Source organism: Nocardioides sp. FY1077 (assembly GCF_058681775.1).
Genome location: NZ_JBZWDB010000002.1, coordinates 721061 through 740309, shown reverse-complemented (window position 1 = coordinate 740309; position 19249 = coordinate 721061). Strand labels below are relative to the sequence as shown.

Below are 19249 nucleotides of genomic sequence, written 5' to 3'. Positions count from 1 at the left end.
TTGCACCTCGGGTCGTCGACCGCGGCGAGTATCGCACACCGCCCCGCCGATCAGGTCATGCGCGAGGCGCCAGCGGGTCGCGCACGACGGTGCCCGTCTCGTCGAGCGGGCCCTGGGCCAGCCGGGTGAGCAGGGGGGCCGGTCCCGCCTGCAGCCCGCCGACGGCGGCGAGGCCGGTCAGCACGTCGTCGGGCCGCACCGACGGCACGCCGTGGCGCAGCACGAGGTCGAGACTCGTGCCGCCCCCGACGACGCTGCGCGGCCCGCAGGACAGCGCAGTGACCGCGGCGCGGCAGTCGAAGGTGCGCAGGCCCTTCTTGGTCATCCGCTCGACGTCCACCTGCTCGGCGGCCAGGAACGCCGTGACCGCCCGCGCGGCGTCGTCGGGGCCGGCGGCGACGTCGAGGCTCCAGCGGCTGCCCTCGAGGAGGTCGGCCAGCGAGCCTCCCGGTGACTCCACGACCTCGAGCACGTCGAGCCCGGTGGGCAGGGCCTCGTCGAGCTCGGCGTGCACGCCGGCGGGGTCGACGACGGCGGCCAGCCCGATCTCGAGGTACTCCGCCTCGCTGGCCGACCCGGTCGGCGCGGCACCGGCGTAGGAGATGCGGGGGTGCGGGTTGAACCCCGAGGAGTAGGCCATCGGGATGCGGGCGCGGAAGACCGCACGCTCGAAGGCCCGGCTGAAGTCGCGGTGGCTGGTGAACCGCAGGCGCCCGCGCTTGGCGTAGCGGATCCGGAGTCGCTGCACCGGGGGGGCCTGCTGCTCGGGCTGCTCACGCACGGGCGCAAGGGTACGAGAGGTGGCGCTCAGCCCTTCATCGCCGGCGACGGGTAGACGGTGCCGACGCGCTCGCCGCCGAGGAGGTCGGTGAGCCGCCGGGCCTCGCGGTCGAGCAGGTCGCGCCCCGCGGCCGGCACGTCCTCGAGCAGGCGCACCTCGACGACGCCGTCGGCGTCCTGCACCCAGCAACCGACGACCCGACCGTCCCACCAGGCGGTGGTGCCGGCGTTGCCGTTGCGGTCGAAGAGCCGCGGGGCGTGGGGGCCCAGGAGGAAGCCGCGCTCCTTCCAGCCCATGACGGTGGGGTCGAGGACCGGCAGCAGCGCCGCCCACGGCTCCACCGGGGCGTCGTCGCCCCCGTCGTCGTCGCCGGGCAGCACCCAGCCGGTGGCGCCGCCGTCGAGGGACACCGGCACGGCCGCGACGTCGTCGAGCGCGCGTCGCGTGATGCCGGCGGTGGCCCCGAGCCACCACTGCAGGTCGGCGGCGGTGCCGGGGCCGAACGTGCACAGCCAGCGTCGTGCGAGCTCGGCCCACCCGGCCTCGGCGGCGAGGGCGGGCGGCACCTCGCCCAGCCAGGTCTCCATCGTGGTCCACCGCGGGCGGGAGACCCGCCAGTGGGAGGCGTTGCTCCCGCGCACGATGCGGGCCTCGACGCCGAGCTGGGTGAGCACCCGGGGCCCCACGGGCAGGCCACCCCGCCCGTCGGGGCCGGCGTGGAGTCGCCCCGCCAGCTCGGGCACCTGCGCGCGGAGCTCCTGGGCGGTGAGCGCGTCGCCGCCGGCGAGCCGCGCGAGGGTGGCGGCCCGCGCGGCCTCGAGCCAGGCCGTGCCGTCGTCGGCGAGGCCGGCGGCCTCGACGTCCTTGGCCAGCCGGACGCCGACAGGGCCGGCGACGCGGGCGGAGGCGCTCCCCCACGCCGCCGGCAGCAGGTCACGCGGGAACACGAACAGCGTGCGGCGCATCGCGAGCTGCTTGACCAGGCTGCGGTCGTCGTGGAGCGCCCGCTCGACGTCGCCCACGGTGAGCCCGTCGACGCGCGCCTGCAGCGACAGGTGGACCGTGGGCGGCTCGGTGGCGTGCAGCACCGTCATCGCACGCGTGGCCGCCACCGCGTCGTCGAGGCGGTGGGCGGGGGCCAGCGCGTGCCGGCGGGCCACCCGCGCACGCCGCCGGTCGTCGTCGATGTGGCGCACGACGCGCATCCTGCCCCACCGCACCGACGTCCCCGCCGGGGCCGATCCTCGGGGCCGGTCGGTGCGGTGCGAGCATGACGCGGTGAGTCGACGTCCGGTCCCGTTCGTGCTCGTCGGCGTGCTGCTGCTGGCGCTCAACCTGCGCCCGGCGGCGGTGAGCGTGGGCCCGGTGCTGGCGGAGGTGCGCGACGGCCTCGACATGTCGGCCACCGAGGCCGGGCTGCTGACGTCGCTGCCCGTGCTGGCCTTCGCCGTCTTCGGTGCGTTCGCGCCGGCCGCGGCCGCCCGCGCGGGGATCCACCGCACGACGCTGGTGGCGCTGCTCGCCGCGGTCACCGGCCTCGTGGCCCGCGTGCTCACCGACTCCGACCTCGTGTTCCTGGCCACCTCGCTGCTGGCGGTGGCGGGCATGGCGATGGCCAACGTGCTGCTGCCCTCCCTGGTGAAGCGCCACTTCCCCGACCGCATCGGTCAGGTGACCGCGCTCTACACCACCGCCCTCGCCATCGGGCTGACCGCCGCCCTCACCCTCACCGTGCCGCTGGCCGACGCCACCGGCGGCTGGCGCTCGGGCCTCGGCACCTGGGCGCTGCTGGCGGTCGTGGCCGTGGTGCCGTGGGTGGTGCTGGCCCGCCTCGACCGGAGCCCGCCGACCACCGACCGCGGCCCCGGCGGTCGCAGCGGCGACGGCGCGGACGGCGCAGCAGCCGGCGGCGGCGGGGACGGGATCACGTTCACCGACGTGGCCCGCACCCCGCTGGGCTGGGTGATGGCCGGGTTCTTCGGCCTGCAGTCGATCCAGGCCTACGTGATCTTCGGGTGGTTCGCCCAGCTGTGGCGCGACGACGGCTGGTCGGCGTCGGCGGCCGGGGCGCTGGTGGGCCTGGTGGCCGGCGTGAGCATCCCGCTCAGCCTGTGGCTCCCCCGCCGGCTGGCCTCCACCTCCCGCCCGCGGGCGCTGGTGCTGGCCGTGACCGCCACCTACCCGGTGGCCTACGTCGGCATGCTGGTGGGCCCGTCGTGGGCGGCGCCGCTGTGGGCCGTGCTGGCCGGCATCGGCTGCTGCACCTTCCCCCTGGTGCTGACCCTGATCGGCCTGCGCTCGCGCACCGCCACCGGCACGGCCGCCCTCTCGGCGTTCACCCAGTCGACGGGCTACCTGATGGCCGCTCTCGGGCCGTTCGTCGTGGGCGTGCTCTACGACGCCACCGGCGGCTGGACGGTGCCCCTGCTGCTGCTCACGGCGCTGGTGGCGCCGCTGGCGGTGCTGGGTGCGCTGGCCGCGCGCCCCGTGTTCGTGGAGGACCAGGTCGGCGCGCGCGGCGCGCCCCTACAGTGACCGCGTGACGACACCGCCCGGCGGGCCCGGCACCGGCCCGGACGACGCACCCGACCGGCCCGACGCCCCGCCCTCCCCCGGCCCCTACGGCCAGCCCGGCCCCCACGGCCAGCCCGCGCCGTACGGCCAGGCCAACCCCTACGGCCAGGCCAACCCCTACGGCCAGCCGGCGCCGTACGGCGCCCGGCCCGGGCCCGCGGGCGCGGAGACCGACGCGGTGTCGGTGGTCGCGCTGGTGCTCAGCCTCACCTGCTGCCTGTCGGTGGTCGGTGCGGTGCTGGGCGTGGTCGGGCTGCGACGCACCAGCGGCGGACGGCGCAGCGGCCGGTGGGCGGCGGTGACCGCGGTGGTGGTCGGCGTGCTCGGCACGCTGGTCGCGGTCGGCGCGGTGGTCGCCGTGGTCGTGGTGGGCGAGCGCTACAGCAGCATCGACGAGCTCGAGACCGGCGACTGCTTCACCGCCTCCGGCCTCACCGACGACCTCGACGAGCCGGTGAGCGGGATCGAGGTCGTGGCGTGCGACAGCCCCCACGGCGGCGAGGTCGTGGGCGCGACCACCCTGGAGGGCGACGAGGTGGAGGACTACACCGGCGACGTGTCGTCGTTCTGCACCGACCTCGCCACGTCGCAGGGCGTGGTGCCCGACGGCGACCTCGCCGACCTCACCCTGCTCGGCATCACCCCGAACGACCCGCCGCAGGACGGCGACGCGCTGGTCTGCGTGGTCTTCGCCACCGACGGCAGCGACCTCGACCGCCGCCTGGGCGGCGGTCGAGGCGGTGACGTGACCGCCTGAGCGGTCCTCAGACCACCGCGAGCGGCAGCAGCTGCCGACCGGTGGGCCCGACCTGGATCTCGGTGCCCATCTCCGGGCAGACGCCGCAGTCGTAGCAGGGCGTCCAGCGGCAGTCCTCGACCTCGACGTCGGAGGACGGGTCGATCGCGTCCTCCCAGTCGGCCCAGAGCCAGTCCTTGTCGAGGCCGGAGTCGAGGTGGTCCCACGGCAGCGTCTCGTCGTAGCCCCGCTCGCGCACGGTGTACCAGTCGACGTCGACGCCGGTGCCGGCCAGCGCCTGCTCGGCGGCGACCATCCAGCGGTCGTAGGAGAAGTGCTCGCTCCAGCCGTCGAAGCGGCCGCCGTCGCGCCAGACCTGCTCGATGACGGCGCCGACGCGGCGGTCGCCGCGCGAGAGCAGTCCCTCGACGATGCCGGGCTTGCCGTCGTGGTAGCGGAAGCCGATGGCGCGGGCGAACTTCTTGTCGGCGCGCACCAGCTCGCGCAGCTGGCGCAGCCGGTCGTCGGTGGTCTCGTGGTCGAGCTGCGCGGCCCACTGGAACGGCGTGTGCGGCTTCGGCACGAACCCGCCGATCGAGACGGTGCAGCGGATGTCGTTGCGTCCGGAGACCTCCCGGCCGGTCGCGATGACCCGCTTGGCCAGGTCGGCGATCTGCAGGACGTCCTCGTCGGTCTCGGTGGGGAGGCCGCACATGAAGTAGAGCTTCACCTGCCGCCAGCCGTGGGAGTACGCCGCGGCCACCGTGCGGATCAGGTCGTCCTCGGTGACCATCTTGTTGATCACCTTGCGCAGCCGCTCCGAGCCGCCCTCGGGGGCGAACGTCAGCCCCGAGCGCCGGCCGTTGCGGGAGAACTCGTTGGCCAGGCTGATGTTGAACGCGTCGACGCGGGTGGACGGCAGGCTGAGGGAGACGTTGGTGCCCTCGTAGCGGTCGGCGAGGCCGGCGGCCACCTCGGCGATCTCGGTGTGGTCGGCGCTGGAGAGCGAGAGCAGGCCGACCTCCTCGAAGCCGGTGGTGCGGATGCCGTTCTCGACCATGTCGCCGATCGTCTCGATGGAGCGCTCGCGCACGGGGCGGGTGATCATCCCGGCCTGGCAGAACCGGCACCCGCGGGTGCAGCCGCGGAAGATCTCCACCGAGAAGCGCTCGTGCACGGTCTCGGCCAGCGGCACCAGCGGCTTGGCGGGGTACGGCCACGCGTCGAGGTCCATCAGCGTGTGCTTGCGCACCCGGTGGGGCACGCCGACGACGTTCGGCACGACGGCGGCCACCGCGCCGTCGGCGGTGTAGGTGACGTCGTAGAACTTCGGCACGTAGATGTTGCCGCTCACCGCGAGGCGACGCAGCAGCTCGTCGCGGGGCGAGGCCATCGCGCCGGCCGGGCGGCCCTGGGCCTTCCAGTCGCGCACGACCTCGGAGATGGCGAGCACGACCTCCTCGCCGTCGCCGAGCACGGCCGCGTCGACGAAGTCGGCGATCGGCTCGGGGTTGAAGGCCGCGTGGCCGCCGGCCAGCACCACCGGCTCGTCGGCGCCGCGGTCGGCGGCGTGCAGGCTGATGCCGGCGAGGTCGAGGGCGTTGAGCATGTTGGTGTAGCCCAGCTCGGTGGAGAAGCTGAGGCCCAGGACGTCGAAGTCGCGCACCGAGCGGTGGGCGTCGACGGTGAACTGCGGGATCGGGCCGTGGGCGTCGCCGGCGCGCATCACGGCCTCCATGTCGGGCCACACCGCGTAGGTGCGCTCCGCCACGATCCAGTCGCGCTCGTTGAGCACCTCGTAGAGGATCTGCACGCCCTGGTTGGGCAGGCCGACCTCGTAGGCGTCGGGGTACATCAGCGCCCAGCGCACGGTCTCGCCGTCACCGGTCGCCGCACCGCAGTCCCACTCCTTCACGGTCGAGTTGAGCTCGCCGCCGACGTACTGGATCGGCTTGGAGACGCTCGGCAGGAAGGGCTCGAGGCGCGCGAAGACGCTCGCGCCGGTGGCGCGGCTCGTCTCGGTGCTCTCGAGACCCGGGATGGTGGACATGCGGCAACCTCACAGCGATCGGGGACCGGTCCAGGGTACGGCGGGCTCCCGCACGCGCACGACACGGCGGCCACGGCCGCGGCGCAGGCGCCCCGGGCCGGCCCCGACCGCCCGTGACCGGCCCTCACCGCCCTGACCGGCCCCGATAGGGTCGAGGCCGTGAGCGACACCGCCGTACGCGGCTCCCTCCGGTGGACCGTGGTGGTGCCCGTGGGCGCCCTGGTGGTGCTGGCCGCCACCTGGGCCAGCCACGAGGCGTGGCCCGTGCTGGTGCTGATCGGGGTCTTCCTCGTCGGCGCCGTGGTCGCGGCCGTGCACCACGCCGAGGTGGTCGCCCACAAGGTGGGCGAGCCGTTCGGGTCGCTGATCCTGGCCGTGGCGGTCACGGTGATCGAGGTGGGCCTCATCGTGATGCTGATGACCAGCGGCGGCGAGGGCACCAGCAGCTACGCCCGCGACACGGTGTTCGCGGCGCTGATGATCACCCTCAACGGCATCGCCGGCATCTCGCTGCTGGTGGGCGCGCTCAAGCACCACCTGGTCGCGTTCAACGCCAGCGGCACGGGCTCGGCCCTCTCCACGGTCGTCACGCTGGCCGGGGTGGCCCTGGTGCTCCCCAGCTTCACCACCTCCGCGCAGGGCCGGGAGTACTCCGCCTCGCAGCTGGCCTTCGCCGCCGTCGCCTCCCTGGCGCTCTACGCCGGGTTCGTCTTCACCCAGACCGTGCGCCACCGCGACTTCTTCCTGCCCGTCAGCAGCGACGACCACGGCCGCGTCACCGGCCTGCTCGACGAGGACGAGGACGGTCACGCCGACCCGCCCACCTCCCGCCAGGCGCTGACCAGCCTCGCGCTGCTCACCGCGGCCCTGGTGTCGGTGGTCGGCCTGGCCAAGCTGCTCTCGCCCACCATCGAGGACGGCGTCGCCGCGCTCGGCTTCCCGTACGCCGTCGTCGGCGTCGTGATCGCGCTCCTGGTGCTCGCCCCCGAGTCGGCCTCGGCGGTGCGCAACGCCGCCCGCGACCGCGTGCAGACCAGCCTCAACCTGGCCTACGGCTCGGCGATGGCCTCCATCGGCCTGACCATCCCCGCCATCGCGGTGGCGATGATCTGGCTCGACGGTCCGCTCGAGCTGGGCCTGGAGCCGACCCAGATGGTGCTGCTCGCCATCACCGTCCTGGTCTCGGTCCTGACCGTGGCCCAGGGCCGCGCCAAGGCGCTCCAGGGCCTCGTGCACCTGGTGCTGCTGGCGACGTTCCTGTTCCTGTCGGTGCAGCCCTAGCCGACGACCGCTGCCGGTCTGGCTCGCACCGGTGGCGCGAGCGGCCTGGTCCCGCCCTGCCCGACCGGCGCGATCGCGCCACTCGGGGCAGCACCGCGCAGCAGCCCAGCAGCCGTCGAACAGCGGACCGAGGCGCAGGTCAGCGGACGGCGAGCACGCGGGGCGAGGCGGTGTAGCGCTTGGGCTGCGGCGCGGTGGCGCGCAGGTGGATGTTCTGCAGCAGGCCCACGGCGAGCATGCCGGCGAACATCGAGCTGCCGCCGTACGACACGAACGGCAGCGGGACGCCGGTGACCGGCATGATGCCCAGGCACATGCCGATGTTCTGGAAGGCCTGGAAGCCGAACCAGCAGGCGATGCCGGCGGCGGCGACGCGGCCGAAGACGTCGTCGGTGCGGGTGGCGATGGCCAGCGCCCGCCACAGCACGAGCAGCAGCAGGCCGATGAGGACGCCGGCGCCGACCAGGCCCAGCTCCTCGCCGGCGACGGTGAAGACGAAGTCGGTGTGCTGCTCGGGCACGAAGCCCGAGCGGGTCTGGGAGCCGTCGAAGAGGCCCTCGCCGAACAGCCCGCCGTTGCCCACCGCGATGCGGGCCTGCTCGACGTTGTAGCCGGCGCCGCGGGGGTCGAGGTCGGGGTTGGTGAAGGCCAGGAACCGGTCGACCTGGTACTCCTTCAGCACGCCGGCCGCCACGGCGGCGACGGCCACGGTGAGCCCGCCGCCGGCCAGCAGCGCCAGCCACCGGCGCCGGGCGCCGGAGACGGCGAGCACGCCGAACACGGTGGCGGTGAGCACGAGCATGGTGCCGAGGTCGGGCTGCAGCAGGATCAGCGCGGCCGGCACGGCGGCGATGACCAGCATCAGCAGCACCTCCACCAGCCCCACCTGCGCGCGCCAGCGACCGCGGGCGCGGCCGCTGAGCACCAGGCCCATGCCGATGACCACGGCCAGCTTGGCGAACTCCGACGGCTGCACCGACATCCCACCGACCATCAGCCAGGACCGGGAGCCGTTGATGGTGGAGCCCATGACCAGCACCAGCACCAGGCCCAGCACGGAGCCGAGGTAGACCAGCGGCGCGGCGATGCGCACCCACCGGTGGTCGGAGACGGCGACGGCGGCCATCAGCACCGCCCCGATCACCACGTTGGTCAGGTGGCGGTCGCGGTAGGCGGTGGGGTCGCCGCCGGTGAGGTCGTCGCGCCCCGCGGTGGCCGACCACACCAGCAGCGTGCCGATCACGACGAGGCCGAGCACGGCCCCGAGCAGCACCCAGTCGATGCCGGCCCAGCGCAGCCGCGGTCGGGTGGACGCCGGTGCGGGGCGCAGTCCGGTGCTCACGGGGTGCCTCCCTGCGACGCCCGGGTGGTGCGGTCATCGGTGGTCGTGGGACCCACCGGCGGCAGGATCGAGCCGTCACCGGCGAAGGTGGGCAGCCCGGCGGGCGGGGTGGTGCCGGGGATGGCGGCGTCGTCCGGCACGACCGACTCGCCCTTCACGCCGTACAGCGACTCCCAGATCTCGCGGACCGCCGGGCCCGACGTGCCCGAGCCGGTGCCGCCCTGGCTGACCATCATCACCACGACGTAGTCGTCGGAGTAGGAGGCCACCCACGACGTCGACTGCTTGCCGTAGACCTCCGCGGAGCCGGTCTTGGAGCGGATCGGCACCTCGTCGAGGGGGAAGCCGGTCATCCGCCAGGCCATGGTGCCGCGGCTGGTGACGCCCTTGAGCGCCTCGTCGATGTAGCGCAGGGTCTCGGCGGGCAGGTCGACGGTGCCCTGCACCTTGGGCTCGATGCGCGAGATGACCTTGCCGTCGGGGCCGACGACGGCCTTGCCCACGCGGGGCGCGTAGAGGGTGCCGCCGTTGGCGAGGGCGCCGTACGCCCGGGCCAGCTGCAGCGGCGTGACGATGGTGTCGCCCTGGCCGATGGCGAAGTTGACCGCGTCGCCGGCGCGGTAGGCGAAGCCCTCGACGCAGAACTCGCCGGCGAAGGTGTAGACGAAGTCGGAGGTCTGGGCGTCCTGCGGCGCGTCGGCGATGCCGCAGTAGTAGTCCTTCATCGAGCGGTAGTACTCCCGCTTCCACTCCCGGTCGGCGATCCGGCCGGCGGCCTCGCCGGGCAGGTCGATGCCGGTCTCGCTGCCGAACCCGAACGCCTTCGACTCCTCCACCAGCGGGTCCTTGGCGTCCACGTCGGCGACGTCGGAGCCGAAGCGCTGCCAGTAGTCGTAGCCCACGCGGTAGAAGAAGGTGTTGCAGGAGACCTCGAGCGCCTGCGCGAACCCGATCGAGCCGTAGGCGCCCGACTCGTAGTTCTTGAAGTCGCGGTTGCCGACGCGGAACGACGAGGAGCAGTCGAGGCGGGTGTCGGGCGAGTAGCCGTGGGTGAGCGCGCCCGCGGTCATGAACGGCTTCCAGGTGGACCCCGGGGCGAACTGGCCCTGGGTGGCTCGCCCGAGCAGCGGGGTGCCGGCCGCCTCGGAGTACAGCCGCTTGAGCTGCGACTGGCTGATGCCGCCTACCCAGTCCTCGGGGTCGTAGGTGGGCTGGCTGGCCATCGCCACGACCCGGCCGGTGTCGGCCTCGAGGACCACTGCGGCGCCGGAGTCGGCGACGTAGTTCCTGCCCGTCACGGTGTCGAAGGTCCTGCGTGCGGTGGCGATGGTCTTCGCGAGCTGGCGCTCGACGACGCCCTGCACGCGGGCGTCGATGGAGGTGACCAGGGTGTCGCCGGGTCGCGCCTCGACCTCGCCGTCGTCGCCGAGCACCCGGCCCATCGAGTCGACGGCCACCGACTTGTAGCCCGGCATGCCGCGCAGCCAGGAGTCGTACTGCTTCTCCACGCCCGCGCGGCCCACCGACGAGGCGCCGTTGACGGAGGCGTCGTTGTCGGCCTCGGCCTGGTCGAGCTCGTCCTCGGTGATCGGGCTCAGGTAGCCGAGCACGTGGGCCAGGTTGACGCCGAAGGGCTGGGGGTAGGACCGCACGGTCTGCTGCTCGGCGAGCACCGAGGGGTAGTCCTCGGGCTGCTCGAGGATGCGCAGGGCCACGCCCTGGTCGACGTCCTCGGCCACCGGCACCGGCTGGTACGGCGAGCCGTTCCAGCACACGCCGTCGACGCTGCCGGGGTCGCCGCAGGTGACCAGCGAGCGCTCGACCGTGCGCAGCGGCACGCCGCTCACGTCGGCGACCCGCTCGAGCACCGTGCGGGCGTCGCGCTCGCGCAGGTTGCCCAGCAGCGTGCGGTCGACCGAGACCACCCACGACGTGCGGTTGGCGACCAGCGGACGACCCATGTCGTCGACGACCAGGCCCCGCTGGGGCTGCACGACGATGTCGCGCACCGACTGCGAGGCCGCCTGCGTCTGGTACTGCTCGCCGCTGACGACCTGGAGGTAGTACAGGCGCACCAGCAGCGTCGCGAAGAGCGAGAACACCAGGGCCTGGATGACCACGAGGCGCAGCCGGCTGCGGCGGCTGCCGCTCTGCTCCTCGCCGGTGACGCTGAGACCGCTGACCCGCCCGGCGGACGGACGCACGGACCGCGACGGGCCGGGGAGCCAGGACGGGCGGGAGCCCGGGGAAGGGGTGCGGGCCATCAGGCCAGCGCCCGACCGGGCTCGAGGCGGCGGAAGGCCGCCATCAGCGGCGGCAGCACGAACGGGGTGAGCAGCACGTCCCAGACGAGCGCGACACCGATCACCTGCAGCAGCTCACCGACGCCCAGCGCGGGGTCGCGCAGCAGCAGGCCGGTGATCGCGAACAGCGACGTGCCGACGAACGACGACGCCGCCACCGTCGCGACCACCGTGGTGGCCGAGGGGCGGCTGTCCTGGCGCACCAGCCCGGCGACGTACCCGACCAGCATCAGCGCCAGCGCCCAGCGCCCGGCCACGTGGTCGGCCGGCGGGGCGAGGTCGAGCAGCACACCGGCGGCGAAGCCGAGCACCATCGCGAACTGGGGCCCGCGGGTCAGGGCCGCGGCCACCACCACGAGCAGGCACAGGTTGGGCACGATGCCCTGCCACGCGAGGTGCGGGAAGAGGGTCACCTGCAGCACCAGCGCCACGAGCACGGCCAGGCCCGCCACGGCGGCGCGCACGGCGCTCACCGCAGCGTCCCGTCGTCCTCGATGACCGCGCGGTCGCTGGTGGTGCCGGTCGGCACCACCACGCCGACGAGGTCGAGGGCGGAGAAGTCGACGTAGGGCTCGACGACGGCGCGCTGGGTGGTCTCGCGCAGCGAGCTGTAGACACGGGTGACCCGGCCGATCGGGATGCCGGAGAGGTACGGCGCGCCGCTGTCGCTGCCCCAGGTGACCACGGTGTCGTCGCGGTCGGGCACGTAGGCGTCGTCGACGAGCTCGAGGTCGAGGTCGCCGTCCTCGGCCAGGCTGCCGCCGCCGCGCAGGAAGCCGACCTCCATGCTGCGCCCGACGCGGGCCCCGACGGTCGACTCGGGGTCGACGGCGAGCAGCACGGTGGCGGTGGTGCGGGTGGTGCGCAGCACCCGCCCGACGAGCCCGTCGTTGTTCAGCACGGTCATGTCGGGGGTGAGCCCGGCCTCCGAGCCGGCGTCGATGGTCACGGTGCTGGAGAACGACTGGGCCGCGCCGATGCCGACCACGCGGGCCGGCACGAGCCGGTGACCGAGGTCGGAGGCGACGTCGCTGAGCGCGTCGTACTCGGCGAGGCGGTTGCGGTCGAGGTCGGCGGTCGCGAGCCGCCCGCGCAGCAGGGAGTTCTCGGCCTTCAGGTCGTCGACGTCGGCGCGCAGCGCGTCCTGGGTGCGGAACCACTGCGACACCGAGGTGAAGGGGCGCACCACCGCCGCGGCGCCGACCTCCACCGGGCCGAGCACCTCGCCGATGCCGGCGCGCACGGGCTCCAGCGGGGAGTCGTCGCCGGTGGTGGCGTCGAGGGTGGTGAGGCTGAGGCTGGCCAGCACCAGCGCGAGCAGCAGCGCGCGCGACGGGCGCTGCGGCGGCTCGCCGGGGCCGCCGGCGCGCCAGCGGCGCTCGCGCTGGGAGCCCTGGGACCGCGCCCGCGACCGCAGGCGGGGACCGGTGGCGCCGGGTCGGCTCTCGGGCTGCTCAGGGGTGCGCACGCGCTCGAGGAGGCTCATCAGTAGCGCCTCGGGTCGGTGACCAGCACCTGCTGGAGGGCCTCGAACTCCTCGACGCACTTGCCCGCGCCCAGGGCCACCGAGCTGAGCGGGTCCTCGGCGACGTGCACCGGCATCCCCGTCTCGTGGCGCAGCCGCTCGTCGAGGCCGCGCAGCAGCGCTCCCCCGCCGGTCAGCACGATGCCGCGGTCCATGATGTCGCCGGCCAGCTCGGGCGGGGTCTGGTCGAGGGTGGTGCGCACCGCGTCGACGATGGTGTGCAGCGGCTCCTCGAGGGCCAGGCGCACCTCCGCGCTGGAGACCACGACGGTGCGCGGCAGGCCGGAGACCATGTCGCGCCCGCGGATCTCGGCCTCGGGCTCGTCGGGCAGCGGGAACGCCGAGCCCAGGGTCATCTTGACCTCCTCGGCGGTGCGCTCGCCGAGCATGAGCGAGTACTCCTTCTTCATCCACGCCACGATCGCGGCGTCGAGGTCGTCGCCGGCGGTGCGCACCGAGAGGCTGGTGACGATGCCGCCCAGCGAGATCACGGCCACCTCGGTCGTGCCGCCGCCGACGTCGACGACCATGTTGCCGGTGGCCTGGTGCACCGGCAGCCCGGCGCCGATGGCCGCGGCCATCGGCTCCTCGACGATGTAGACGCGGCGGGCGCCGGCCTGGTAGCCGGCCTCCTTCACCGCGCGCTGCTCGACGGCGGTGATGCCGCTCGGCACGCAGATGACCATGCGGGGCTTGGCCCAGGAGCGGCGCCGGTGCACCTGCTGGATGAAGTAGCGCAGCATCTGCTCGGTCGCCTCGAAGTCGGCGATCACGCCGTCCTTGAGCGGGCGGATGGCGGTGATGGTGTCGGGGGTGCGCCCGATCATCCGCTTCGCCTCGTGGCCCACCGCGAGGATCTCGCCGGTCGCGGTGTTCAGCGCCACGACGCTGGGCTCGTCGAGCAGCACGCCCCGGCCGCGGGCGTAGACCAGCGTGTTGGCGGTGCCGAGGTCGACGGCCATGTCCCGGCCGAAGAAGCTGTTCGCCATGACTGGTGCCTCGCAGTGCGCTCGAGCCGTGCAGGGGGAAGAGGGCACGGCGTGCCGACCCTGGGCGAGAGCGTAGGGAGGCCACCCCCCGGTTCGGCGCAGGCACGCCGGGGCGCGTGTTGCGCGTGTGACCGGTGCGGGCGCGGGTCTCACCAGCCGGCTGGTGACTCCGGCACCTGTCGGCCTACGCGTGGGCCGACAGGTGCGGGTTTCGCCAGCCGGCTGGCGAAACCCGCGACACGGCTCAGAGGCCGGGGAACCAGAGGGCGATCTCGCGGGCGGCCGACTCCGGGGAGTCGGAGCCGTGCACGAGGTTCTCCCGGTTCGACAGCGACAGGTCGCCGCGGATCGTGCCCGGGGCGGCCTTGCGACCGTCGGTGGCGCCGTTCAGCGCCCGCACGACCTCGACGGCCTCGTCGCCCTCGAGCACCATCGCCACCAGCGGGCCGCTGGTGACGAACGCCCGCAGCGGCGGGTAGAAGTCGCGCTCGACGTGCTCGGCGTAGTGGCGGTCGGCGAGCTCGGCGTCGACGTGGCGCAGCTCGAGGGCCACCACGTCGAGGCCCTTGGCCTCGAAGCGGGAGAGCACCTCCCCCACCAGGCCCCGGCGGACGGTGTCGGGCTTGAGGAGGACCAGGGTGCGCTGCGTCATGGCACGGACCCTACCGAGCCGACGCCGCGGGCGCCTCCACCCCCGACGCACCCAGCTGCTGCGCGCGCCCGAGCACGTCGGGAGGCACCGGGCCGGAGGCTGCGACGGCGTCGGCGTCGGGCACCGGCGCGCCCGCCACCAGCGCCAGCGGCACCTGCCCGCCCCAGGTGCCGGCCGCGACGTCCTCGTCGTCGTCGACCGGGCCGCCCGCACGGGCCTTCACCGAGGCCTCGCGCAGCGGCACGGCCAGCACGGCGGTGGCGGCGAGCTCCTTGCGGGTGGTGGCGCGCAGCGTGGCCGAGCGGCCCGGCACGACGTGGTCGACCACCAGGTCGAGGGCGTGCGCGCGCTCGGCGGGGTCGTCGACCAGCCGGCCGGCGCCGATCACCACGGCACAGCGGTAGTTCATCGAGTGGTGGAACGCCGAGCGGGCCAGCACCAGCCCGTCGAGCAGGGTCACCGTCACGCAGACCTGCGCCGCCACCGAGGCGCGCAGCCACCCCGCCGCCACCGAGGCGTGCACGTAGAGGGTGCCCTCGTCGTCGGGGCCGTCGGGGTCGACGGCGTACGCCGTGGGCAGCACCAGCGGGTGGGCGTCGTCGCCCTCGCCCACCGTCACCGCGAGGTGGGCGACCAGGCCCTCGGCCAGCACGGCGTGCAGCGCGGCGCGCTCGGCCACCATGCGGGTGCGGCCGCGGGTGACGGTGGTGCGCGGGGTGGGCGAGAGCGGGGCGGCGGGGGTGGTCACCGGTCGATCCTGGTGGCACAGTGGCCTGTGCGCACGGGCCACCAAAGCCTCCCTCGCGCAGGCCACTTGAGCCGGTCACCTCCCCCAGGAGCTCCGATGCCCCCCGCCCTCCCCCTGCGGCTCGACCGCGCGGCCGCGACGCCGCTGGGCGCCCAGCTGGCCGGCCAGGTGCGCGACCTGGTCACCGGCGGCACGCTGACCCCGGGCGACCGGCTGCCGAGCAGCCGAGCGCTCGCCGCCGAGCTCGGGGTCGCCCGCGCGGTCACCGAGCAGGCGTGGGGCCAGCTGGTGGCCGAGGGCTGGCTGGAGGGACGTCGCGGCTCCGGCACCTACGTCGCCAGCGCCCCGCCGACCGCCGTGCGCCCTCCGCGCCGCGCCGGCCCGGTGGCCCCCGACCGGGCGCCGCTGGTGCGCCTCGACACCGGCACCCCGTGGATCGACCCGCGCCACCGGGCGGCCTGGCGACGCGCGTGGCGCGAGGTGTCGGCGGCCAGCCCGCCGCCCGGGTACGCCGACCCCCGCGGCCTGCCCGCGCTGCGCGAGGCCCTGGCCGACCGGCTCTCGCGCACCCGCGGCCTGGCCTGCGACCCCGACGAGGTGCAGGTGACCGCCGGCACCACCGACGGCCTGCGCCACCTGCTCGCCGCGCTGCCGCCGGGCCCCGTGGGCGTCGAGGACCCCGGCTACCGCGCCGCGGTGGAGACCGTGCGCGCCGCCGGGCGCCCGGTGCGCGACCTGCCCGCCGGTGAGCGGGTCGACGACCTCAGCAGGTGCGTGGCGGCGTACGTCACCCCGGCCCACCAGCACCCGCTCGGCACCACCATGCCCGGCGCCCACCGGGTGGCGCTGCTCGACGCGGCGCGCGCCGCCGCGACGCTGGTGGTGGAGGACGACTACGACTCCGAGTTCCGCTACGACGTCGCGCCGATCCCGGCGCTGGCCGCGCTCGACCGCGAGCAGGTGGCCTACCTCGGCACCACCAGCAAGACCGTCTCCCCCGCGCTGCGGCTGGGGTGGCTGGTGGCGCCCGCCGGCGTCGGCGAGGCGGTGGCCCGGCGCCGGGCCGCCACCCACGACGCCGCGTCGTGGCCGGCCCAGCGGGCCTTGCTCTCGCTGCTGCGCGACGGCTACGTCGACGCGGTGGTGCGCTCCGCGCGTCGCGTGTACGCCGAGCGCGCGGCCCGCGTGGTGGGTGCGCTGGGCCCCCTCGGCGAGCTCGGCGGCCCGGCCGCCGGCATGTACGTCACGGTGCGCCTCGAGGCCGCCCGCACCCGCGCGGCCCACGCCGCGGCGCGGGCGGCGGGCTTCGACGTGCCGCTGCTCGCCGACTACTCCCGCACCAGCGACCTCACCGGGCTGGTGGTCGGGTTCGGCGGGTGCACCGACGCCGAGCTCGACCGGGTGCTGGTGGTGCTGGCCCGCGCGCTGACCGGGTGAACGACCGGGTGGACGACCGGGTGGACGACCGGGTGGTCGTCAGACGGGGGCGTCGGCCCCGGGGTCGTCGTCGTGCTCCGCAGCGGCGTACGCCGCGGCCCGCTCGCGGTCGATCTTGTCGGCGAGGAAGATCGCGCTGCCCCACAGCAGCGCGAAGATCGCGCCGAGGAGGAACATCGCCGGCACCACGAAGCCGAGCAGCACGGCCGCGGCCTGCACCACCCAGCCGGCGGTGTAGGCCCACGACGAGCGCAGCATGCCGGCGAGCAGCACGCAGGCCAGCGCCAGGCCGAGGCCGATGGCCAGCCCCACGGGCGTCGAGACGTCGGTGAGGGTGAGCAGCACCGGAGTGGTGAGCCCGAGGGTCACCGCCTCGAGGCTGAGGATGGCCGAGCACATCGCGCGGCGCGGCGAGCGCTTCACGGGAGGTCCTCACGCTCGGCCACCGGGGTGGCCCGCCGGCGGTCGCGGCGCTCGCGGTCGCCCACCAGCAGGCGCCGGGCCTCGCCGGCGGTGACCACGGAGCCGGTCACCAGCACCGCGCCGGAGCCCAGCGGGTCGCCGAACGCGTCGCCGGCCTCGGCCAGCGCGGCCGCGGCGTCGAGGGCGTCGCCCAGCAGCGGCACCACGCTCACCCTGTCGTCGTCGAAGATGTTGCGGGCCACCTCGGCGAGCGCGTCGGCGGGCATCGCGCGGTCGGTGGAGGCCTGGGTGCACACGACGTGCGCCAGCTGCGGCTCCAGCGCCGCGAGCAGGCCCTCGGCGTCCTTGTCGCCCATCACGCCGACCACGCCGATGAGCGGGGAGAAGGTGAAGGAGTCGTCGATGGCCGCGGCCAGCGCGGCGGCACCGTGGGGGTTGTGCGCGGCGTCGAGCACGACGGTCGGGCTGCGCCGCACGACCTCGAGGCGGGCCGGGGAGGTCACCCCGGCGAACGCCGCCGCGACCAGCTCGGCGTCGAGCGGCTGCTCGCCGCCGACGAACGACTCCACCGCGGCCAGCGCGACGGCGGCGTTCTGCGCCTGGTGGGCGCCGTGCAGCGGCAGGAACACCTCGTCGTAGCGGGCACGCAGCCCCTGCAGCGAGACCAGCTGCCCGCCGACGGCCGCCACCCGCGACACGACGCCGAAGTCGAGGCCCTCGCGCACGACGTCGGCGCCCACCTCGGTGGCGCGGGCCAGCAGCACCTCGGTCGCCTCGGGGCCCTGCTGCGCCAGCACGGCCCGGGAGCCCGGCTTGATGATGCCGGCCTTCTCCCCCGCGATCGCGCCGATGCTGTCGCCGAGGTACTGCGCGTGGTCGAGGGCCACCGGCAGGACGACGGCCACCGCGGCGTCGGCCACGTTGGTGGCGTCCCACGACCCGCCCATGCCGACCTCGACGACGGCGACGTCCACCGGCGCGTCGGCGAAGGCGGCGAAGGCCATGCCGACCACGGTCTCGAAGAACGACAGCGGGTGCGGCTGGTCCTCGTCGACGAGGTGGGTGAACGGCGCGACGTCGTTGAACGCCCGCACGAACGCCTCGTCGTCGAGCGGCTCGCCGTCGATGCTGATGCGCTCGTTGATCCGCTCGACGTGGGGGCTGGTGAACCGGCCGGTGCGCAGGTCGAGCGACCGCAGCAGGGCGTCGACCATCCGCGCGGTGCTGGTCTTGCCGTTGGTGCCGGTGAGGTGCACGACGGGGTAGGAGGCCTGCGGCTCCCCCAGCATCTCGGTGAACGCGCGGATGCGGTCGAGGGAGGGCTCGAGCCGGGTCTCGGGCCAGCGCGAGAGCAGCGCGTCCTCCACCTCGGCGGCGGTCTCGGCGAGGCGGGGGGCAGCGGGTGTCGCGGGGCTCTCGGTCATCTCGAGCCCAGTCTAGTGAGGGCTCCGCACCACCCGCAGGTTGGCGGTGTCGACGACGGGGCGGTAGCCCAGCGCGGTGTAGATCCTGTTCGACACCGGGTTGGCCTGGTCGGTGAACAGGCACGGGCGGTGGCCCTCGTCGAGCACCCGCTGGGTGAGCGCGGCGACGGCGGCGCTGGCGTAGCCCCGGCCGCGGCTCTCCTCGGGGGTGTAGACCGGCCCGACCCGCACCACGCCGAGCCCCGGGGCGCTCACGGCGGTGAGGTGCACCGGGCGGCCGGCGTCCTCCCACAGCCAGACCAGGCCGTCGTCGACGCGACGCGTCATCTCCTCGGGCCCGACGTGCTCGAGGGTGTCGCCGCCCGGGTCGCGACCGGCCTGCGCGGCGGCGGCGTCGTGGAAGGCGGCGAACCACGCGACGGCGAGGTCGACGTCCCCGCGGGTCGCGACGCGGAGGCGGCCCGTCACCGGCCGGGGCGCCACCACCGCGCGGGCCTCGAAGAGCCGCAGGTGCTCGTGCACCCGCGCCTGCCCGCCGGCGCGCGCGGCCACCCGCTCGCAGAACACCCGGGTGGCCGGCAGCATCCCGTTGGCCGCGGTCAGCTCCTCCCCGCGACCGAGCACCACGTCGGCCAGCGCCTCCGCGGCGTCGTCGGGCATCGGCAGCAGGTACGGCGGGTGCGGCGGCAGCGGCGCCGTGCGCATGGCCGCGCCGACCAGCTCGTCACCGCGGCGCACCAGCGCCCACCAGCACGGCTGGTCGGCGGGCGGTCCTTCGCCGCGCTCGGCCGCCGCCACGGCCCGCCGGGTCACCGTGACCACCACGCTGGAGACGACCGGGTCGGCGGCGAGCACGTCGGCGGCCTCGCGCAGGAACGCGACGGGGTCGGTGGTGAGCTCGACGCTCAGCCCGGTGTCGGGGTCGGGCGCGGCGGAGGTCATGCCCGGAGGCTAGGGCGACCCCGGCGCCGGGGGCACCTCGGT

The 19249-nt window shown here is 75.1% G+C and carries 17 protein-coding genes; 4 read left to right on the top strand and 13 right to left on the bottom strand.

Annotated features, from left to right (window positions below; genetic code table 11):
* Positions 1 to 55 precede the first annotated feature (55 nt).
* On the bottom strand, positions 56 to 781 hold the full coding sequence (locus tag AC4OR8_RS08510) for a TIGR03936 family radical SAM-associated protein (RefSeq protein WP_492165100.1): 726 nt from the start codon (positions 779 to 781) through the stop codon (positions 56 to 58).
* 26 nt (positions 782 to 807) lie between these two features.
* A complete protein-coding gene (locus AC4OR8_RS08505) occupies positions 808 to 1977 on the bottom strand; it encodes a winged helix DNA-binding domain-containing protein (protein WP_492165099.1) in 1170 nt (389 codons plus the stop codon).
* Positions 1978 to 2059: 82 nt separating this feature from the next.
* Between AC4OR8_RS08505 and AC4OR8_RS08500 the strand changes: the two genes are divergently transcribed.
* Positions 2060 to 3316 (top strand): MFS transporter, encoded by a 1257-nt coding sequence (locus AC4OR8_RS08500; RefSeq protein WP_492165098.1) that lies wholly within the window; start codon positions 2060 to 2062, stop codon positions 3314 to 3316.
* Between the two features lie 4 nt (positions 3317 to 3320).
* Positions 3321 to 4112, top strand: coding sequence for a hypothetical protein (locus tag AC4OR8_RS08495; protein WP_492165097.1), 792 nt, complete (start codon positions 3321 to 3323; stop codon positions 4110 to 4112).
* A 7-nt stretch (positions 4113 to 4119) separates the two neighbouring features.
* Here AC4OR8_RS08495 and AC4OR8_RS08490 read toward each other — a convergent pair whose 3' ends face one another.
* On the bottom strand, positions 4120 to 6141 hold the full coding sequence (locus tag AC4OR8_RS08490) for a TIGR03960 family B12-binding radical SAM protein (protein WP_492165096.1): 2022 nt from the start codon (positions 6139 to 6141) through the stop codon (positions 4120 to 4122).
* 159 nt (positions 6142 to 6300) lie between these two features.
* Here AC4OR8_RS08490 and AC4OR8_RS08485 point away from each other — a divergent pair, with 159 nt between their 5' ends.
* Positions 6301 to 7422, top strand: coding sequence for a calcium:cation antiporter (locus AC4OR8_RS08485; RefSeq protein WP_492165095.1), 1122 nt, complete (start codon positions 6301 to 6303; stop codon positions 7420 to 7422).
* Between the two features lie 139 nt (positions 7423 to 7561).
* On the opposite strand, the gene rodA is transcribed toward AC4OR8_RS08485, so the two are convergent.
* The 7 genes from rodA to AC4OR8_RS08450 form a co-directional block, all read right to left on the bottom strand.
* Positions 7562 to 8764 (bottom strand): rod shape-determining protein RodA, encoded by a 1203-nt coding sequence (gene rodA, locus AC4OR8_RS08480; RefSeq protein ID WP_492165094.1) that lies wholly within the window; start codon positions 8762 to 8764, stop codon positions 7562 to 7564.
* Positions 8761 to 10968 (bottom strand): penicillin-binding protein 2, encoded by a 2208-nt coding sequence (gene mrdA / locus AC4OR8_RS08475; RefSeq protein WP_492165093.1) that lies wholly within the window; start codon positions 10966 to 10968, stop codon positions 8761 to 8763. Before mrdA ends, rodA begins: the two co-directional genes overlap by 4 nt.
* A gap of 59 nt (positions 10969 to 11027) precedes the next feature.
* Positions 11028 to 11540: a rod shape-determining protein MreD gene (mreD, locus tag AC4OR8_RS08470; RefSeq protein WP_492165092.1), complete on the bottom strand. Its 513-nt coding sequence runs from the start codon at positions 11538 to 11540 to the stop codon at positions 11028 to 11030.
* Positions 11537 to 12553, bottom strand: a complete 1017-nt coding sequence (gene mreC / locus AC4OR8_RS08465) for a rod shape-determining protein MreC (protein WP_492165091.1) — start codon at positions 12551 to 12553, stop codon at positions 11537 to 11539. Before mreC ends, mreD begins: the two co-directional genes overlap by 4 nt.
* Positions 12553 to 13581 carry a rod shape-determining protein gene (locus AC4OR8_RS08460; protein ID WP_492165090.1) on the bottom strand — a complete coding sequence of 343 codons (1029 nt, stop codon included), beginning with the start codon at positions 13579 to 13581 and terminating at the stop codon, positions 12553 to 12555. Before AC4OR8_RS08460 ends, mreC begins: the two co-directional genes overlap by 1 nt.
* Before the next feature lie 244 nt (positions 13582 to 13825).
* Entirely contained in the window at positions 13826 to 14233 is a 408-nt protein-coding gene (gene ndk, locus AC4OR8_RS08455) for a nucleoside-diphosphate kinase (RefSeq protein WP_492165089.1), read from the bottom strand.
* Positions 14234 to 14243: 10 nt separating this feature from the next.
* A complete protein-coding gene (locus AC4OR8_RS08450) occupies positions 14244 to 14981 on the bottom strand; it encodes a pyridoxamine 5'-phosphate oxidase family protein (protein ID WP_492165088.1) in 738 nt (245 codons plus the stop codon).
* Positions 14982 to 15077: 96 nt separating this feature from the next.
* Between AC4OR8_RS08450 and pdxR the strand changes: the two genes are divergently transcribed.
* On the top strand, positions 15078 to 16418 hold the full coding sequence (gene pdxR, locus AC4OR8_RS08445; RefSeq protein ID WP_492165087.1) for a MocR-like pyridoxine biosynthesis transcription factor PdxR: 1341 nt from the start codon (positions 15078 to 15080) through the stop codon (positions 16416 to 16418).
* A 39-nt stretch (positions 16419 to 16457) separates the two neighbouring features.
* On the opposite strand, the gene AC4OR8_RS08440 is transcribed toward pdxR, so the two are convergent.
* The 3 genes from AC4OR8_RS08440 to AC4OR8_RS08430 are packed head-to-tail and all read right to left on the bottom strand — an operon-like array spanning position 16458 to position 19207.
* Positions 16458 to 16841: a DUF4233 domain-containing protein gene (locus AC4OR8_RS08440; RefSeq protein WP_492165086.1), complete on the bottom strand. Its 384-nt coding sequence runs from the start codon at positions 16839 to 16841 to the stop codon at positions 16458 to 16460.
* Positions 16838 to 18265, bottom strand: coding sequence for a bifunctional folylpolyglutamate synthase/dihydrofolate synthase (locus AC4OR8_RS08435; protein WP_492165085.1), 1428 nt, complete (start codon positions 18263 to 18265; stop codon positions 16838 to 16840). The genes AC4OR8_RS08440 and AC4OR8_RS08435 overlap by 4 nt, the downstream gene beginning before the upstream one ends.
* Before the next feature lie 12 nt (positions 18266 to 18277).
* Entirely contained in the window at positions 18278 to 19207 is a 930-nt protein-coding gene (locus AC4OR8_RS08430) for a GNAT family N-acetyltransferase (RefSeq protein WP_492165084.1), read from the bottom strand.
* Positions 19208 to 19249: the final 42 nt, after the last annotated feature.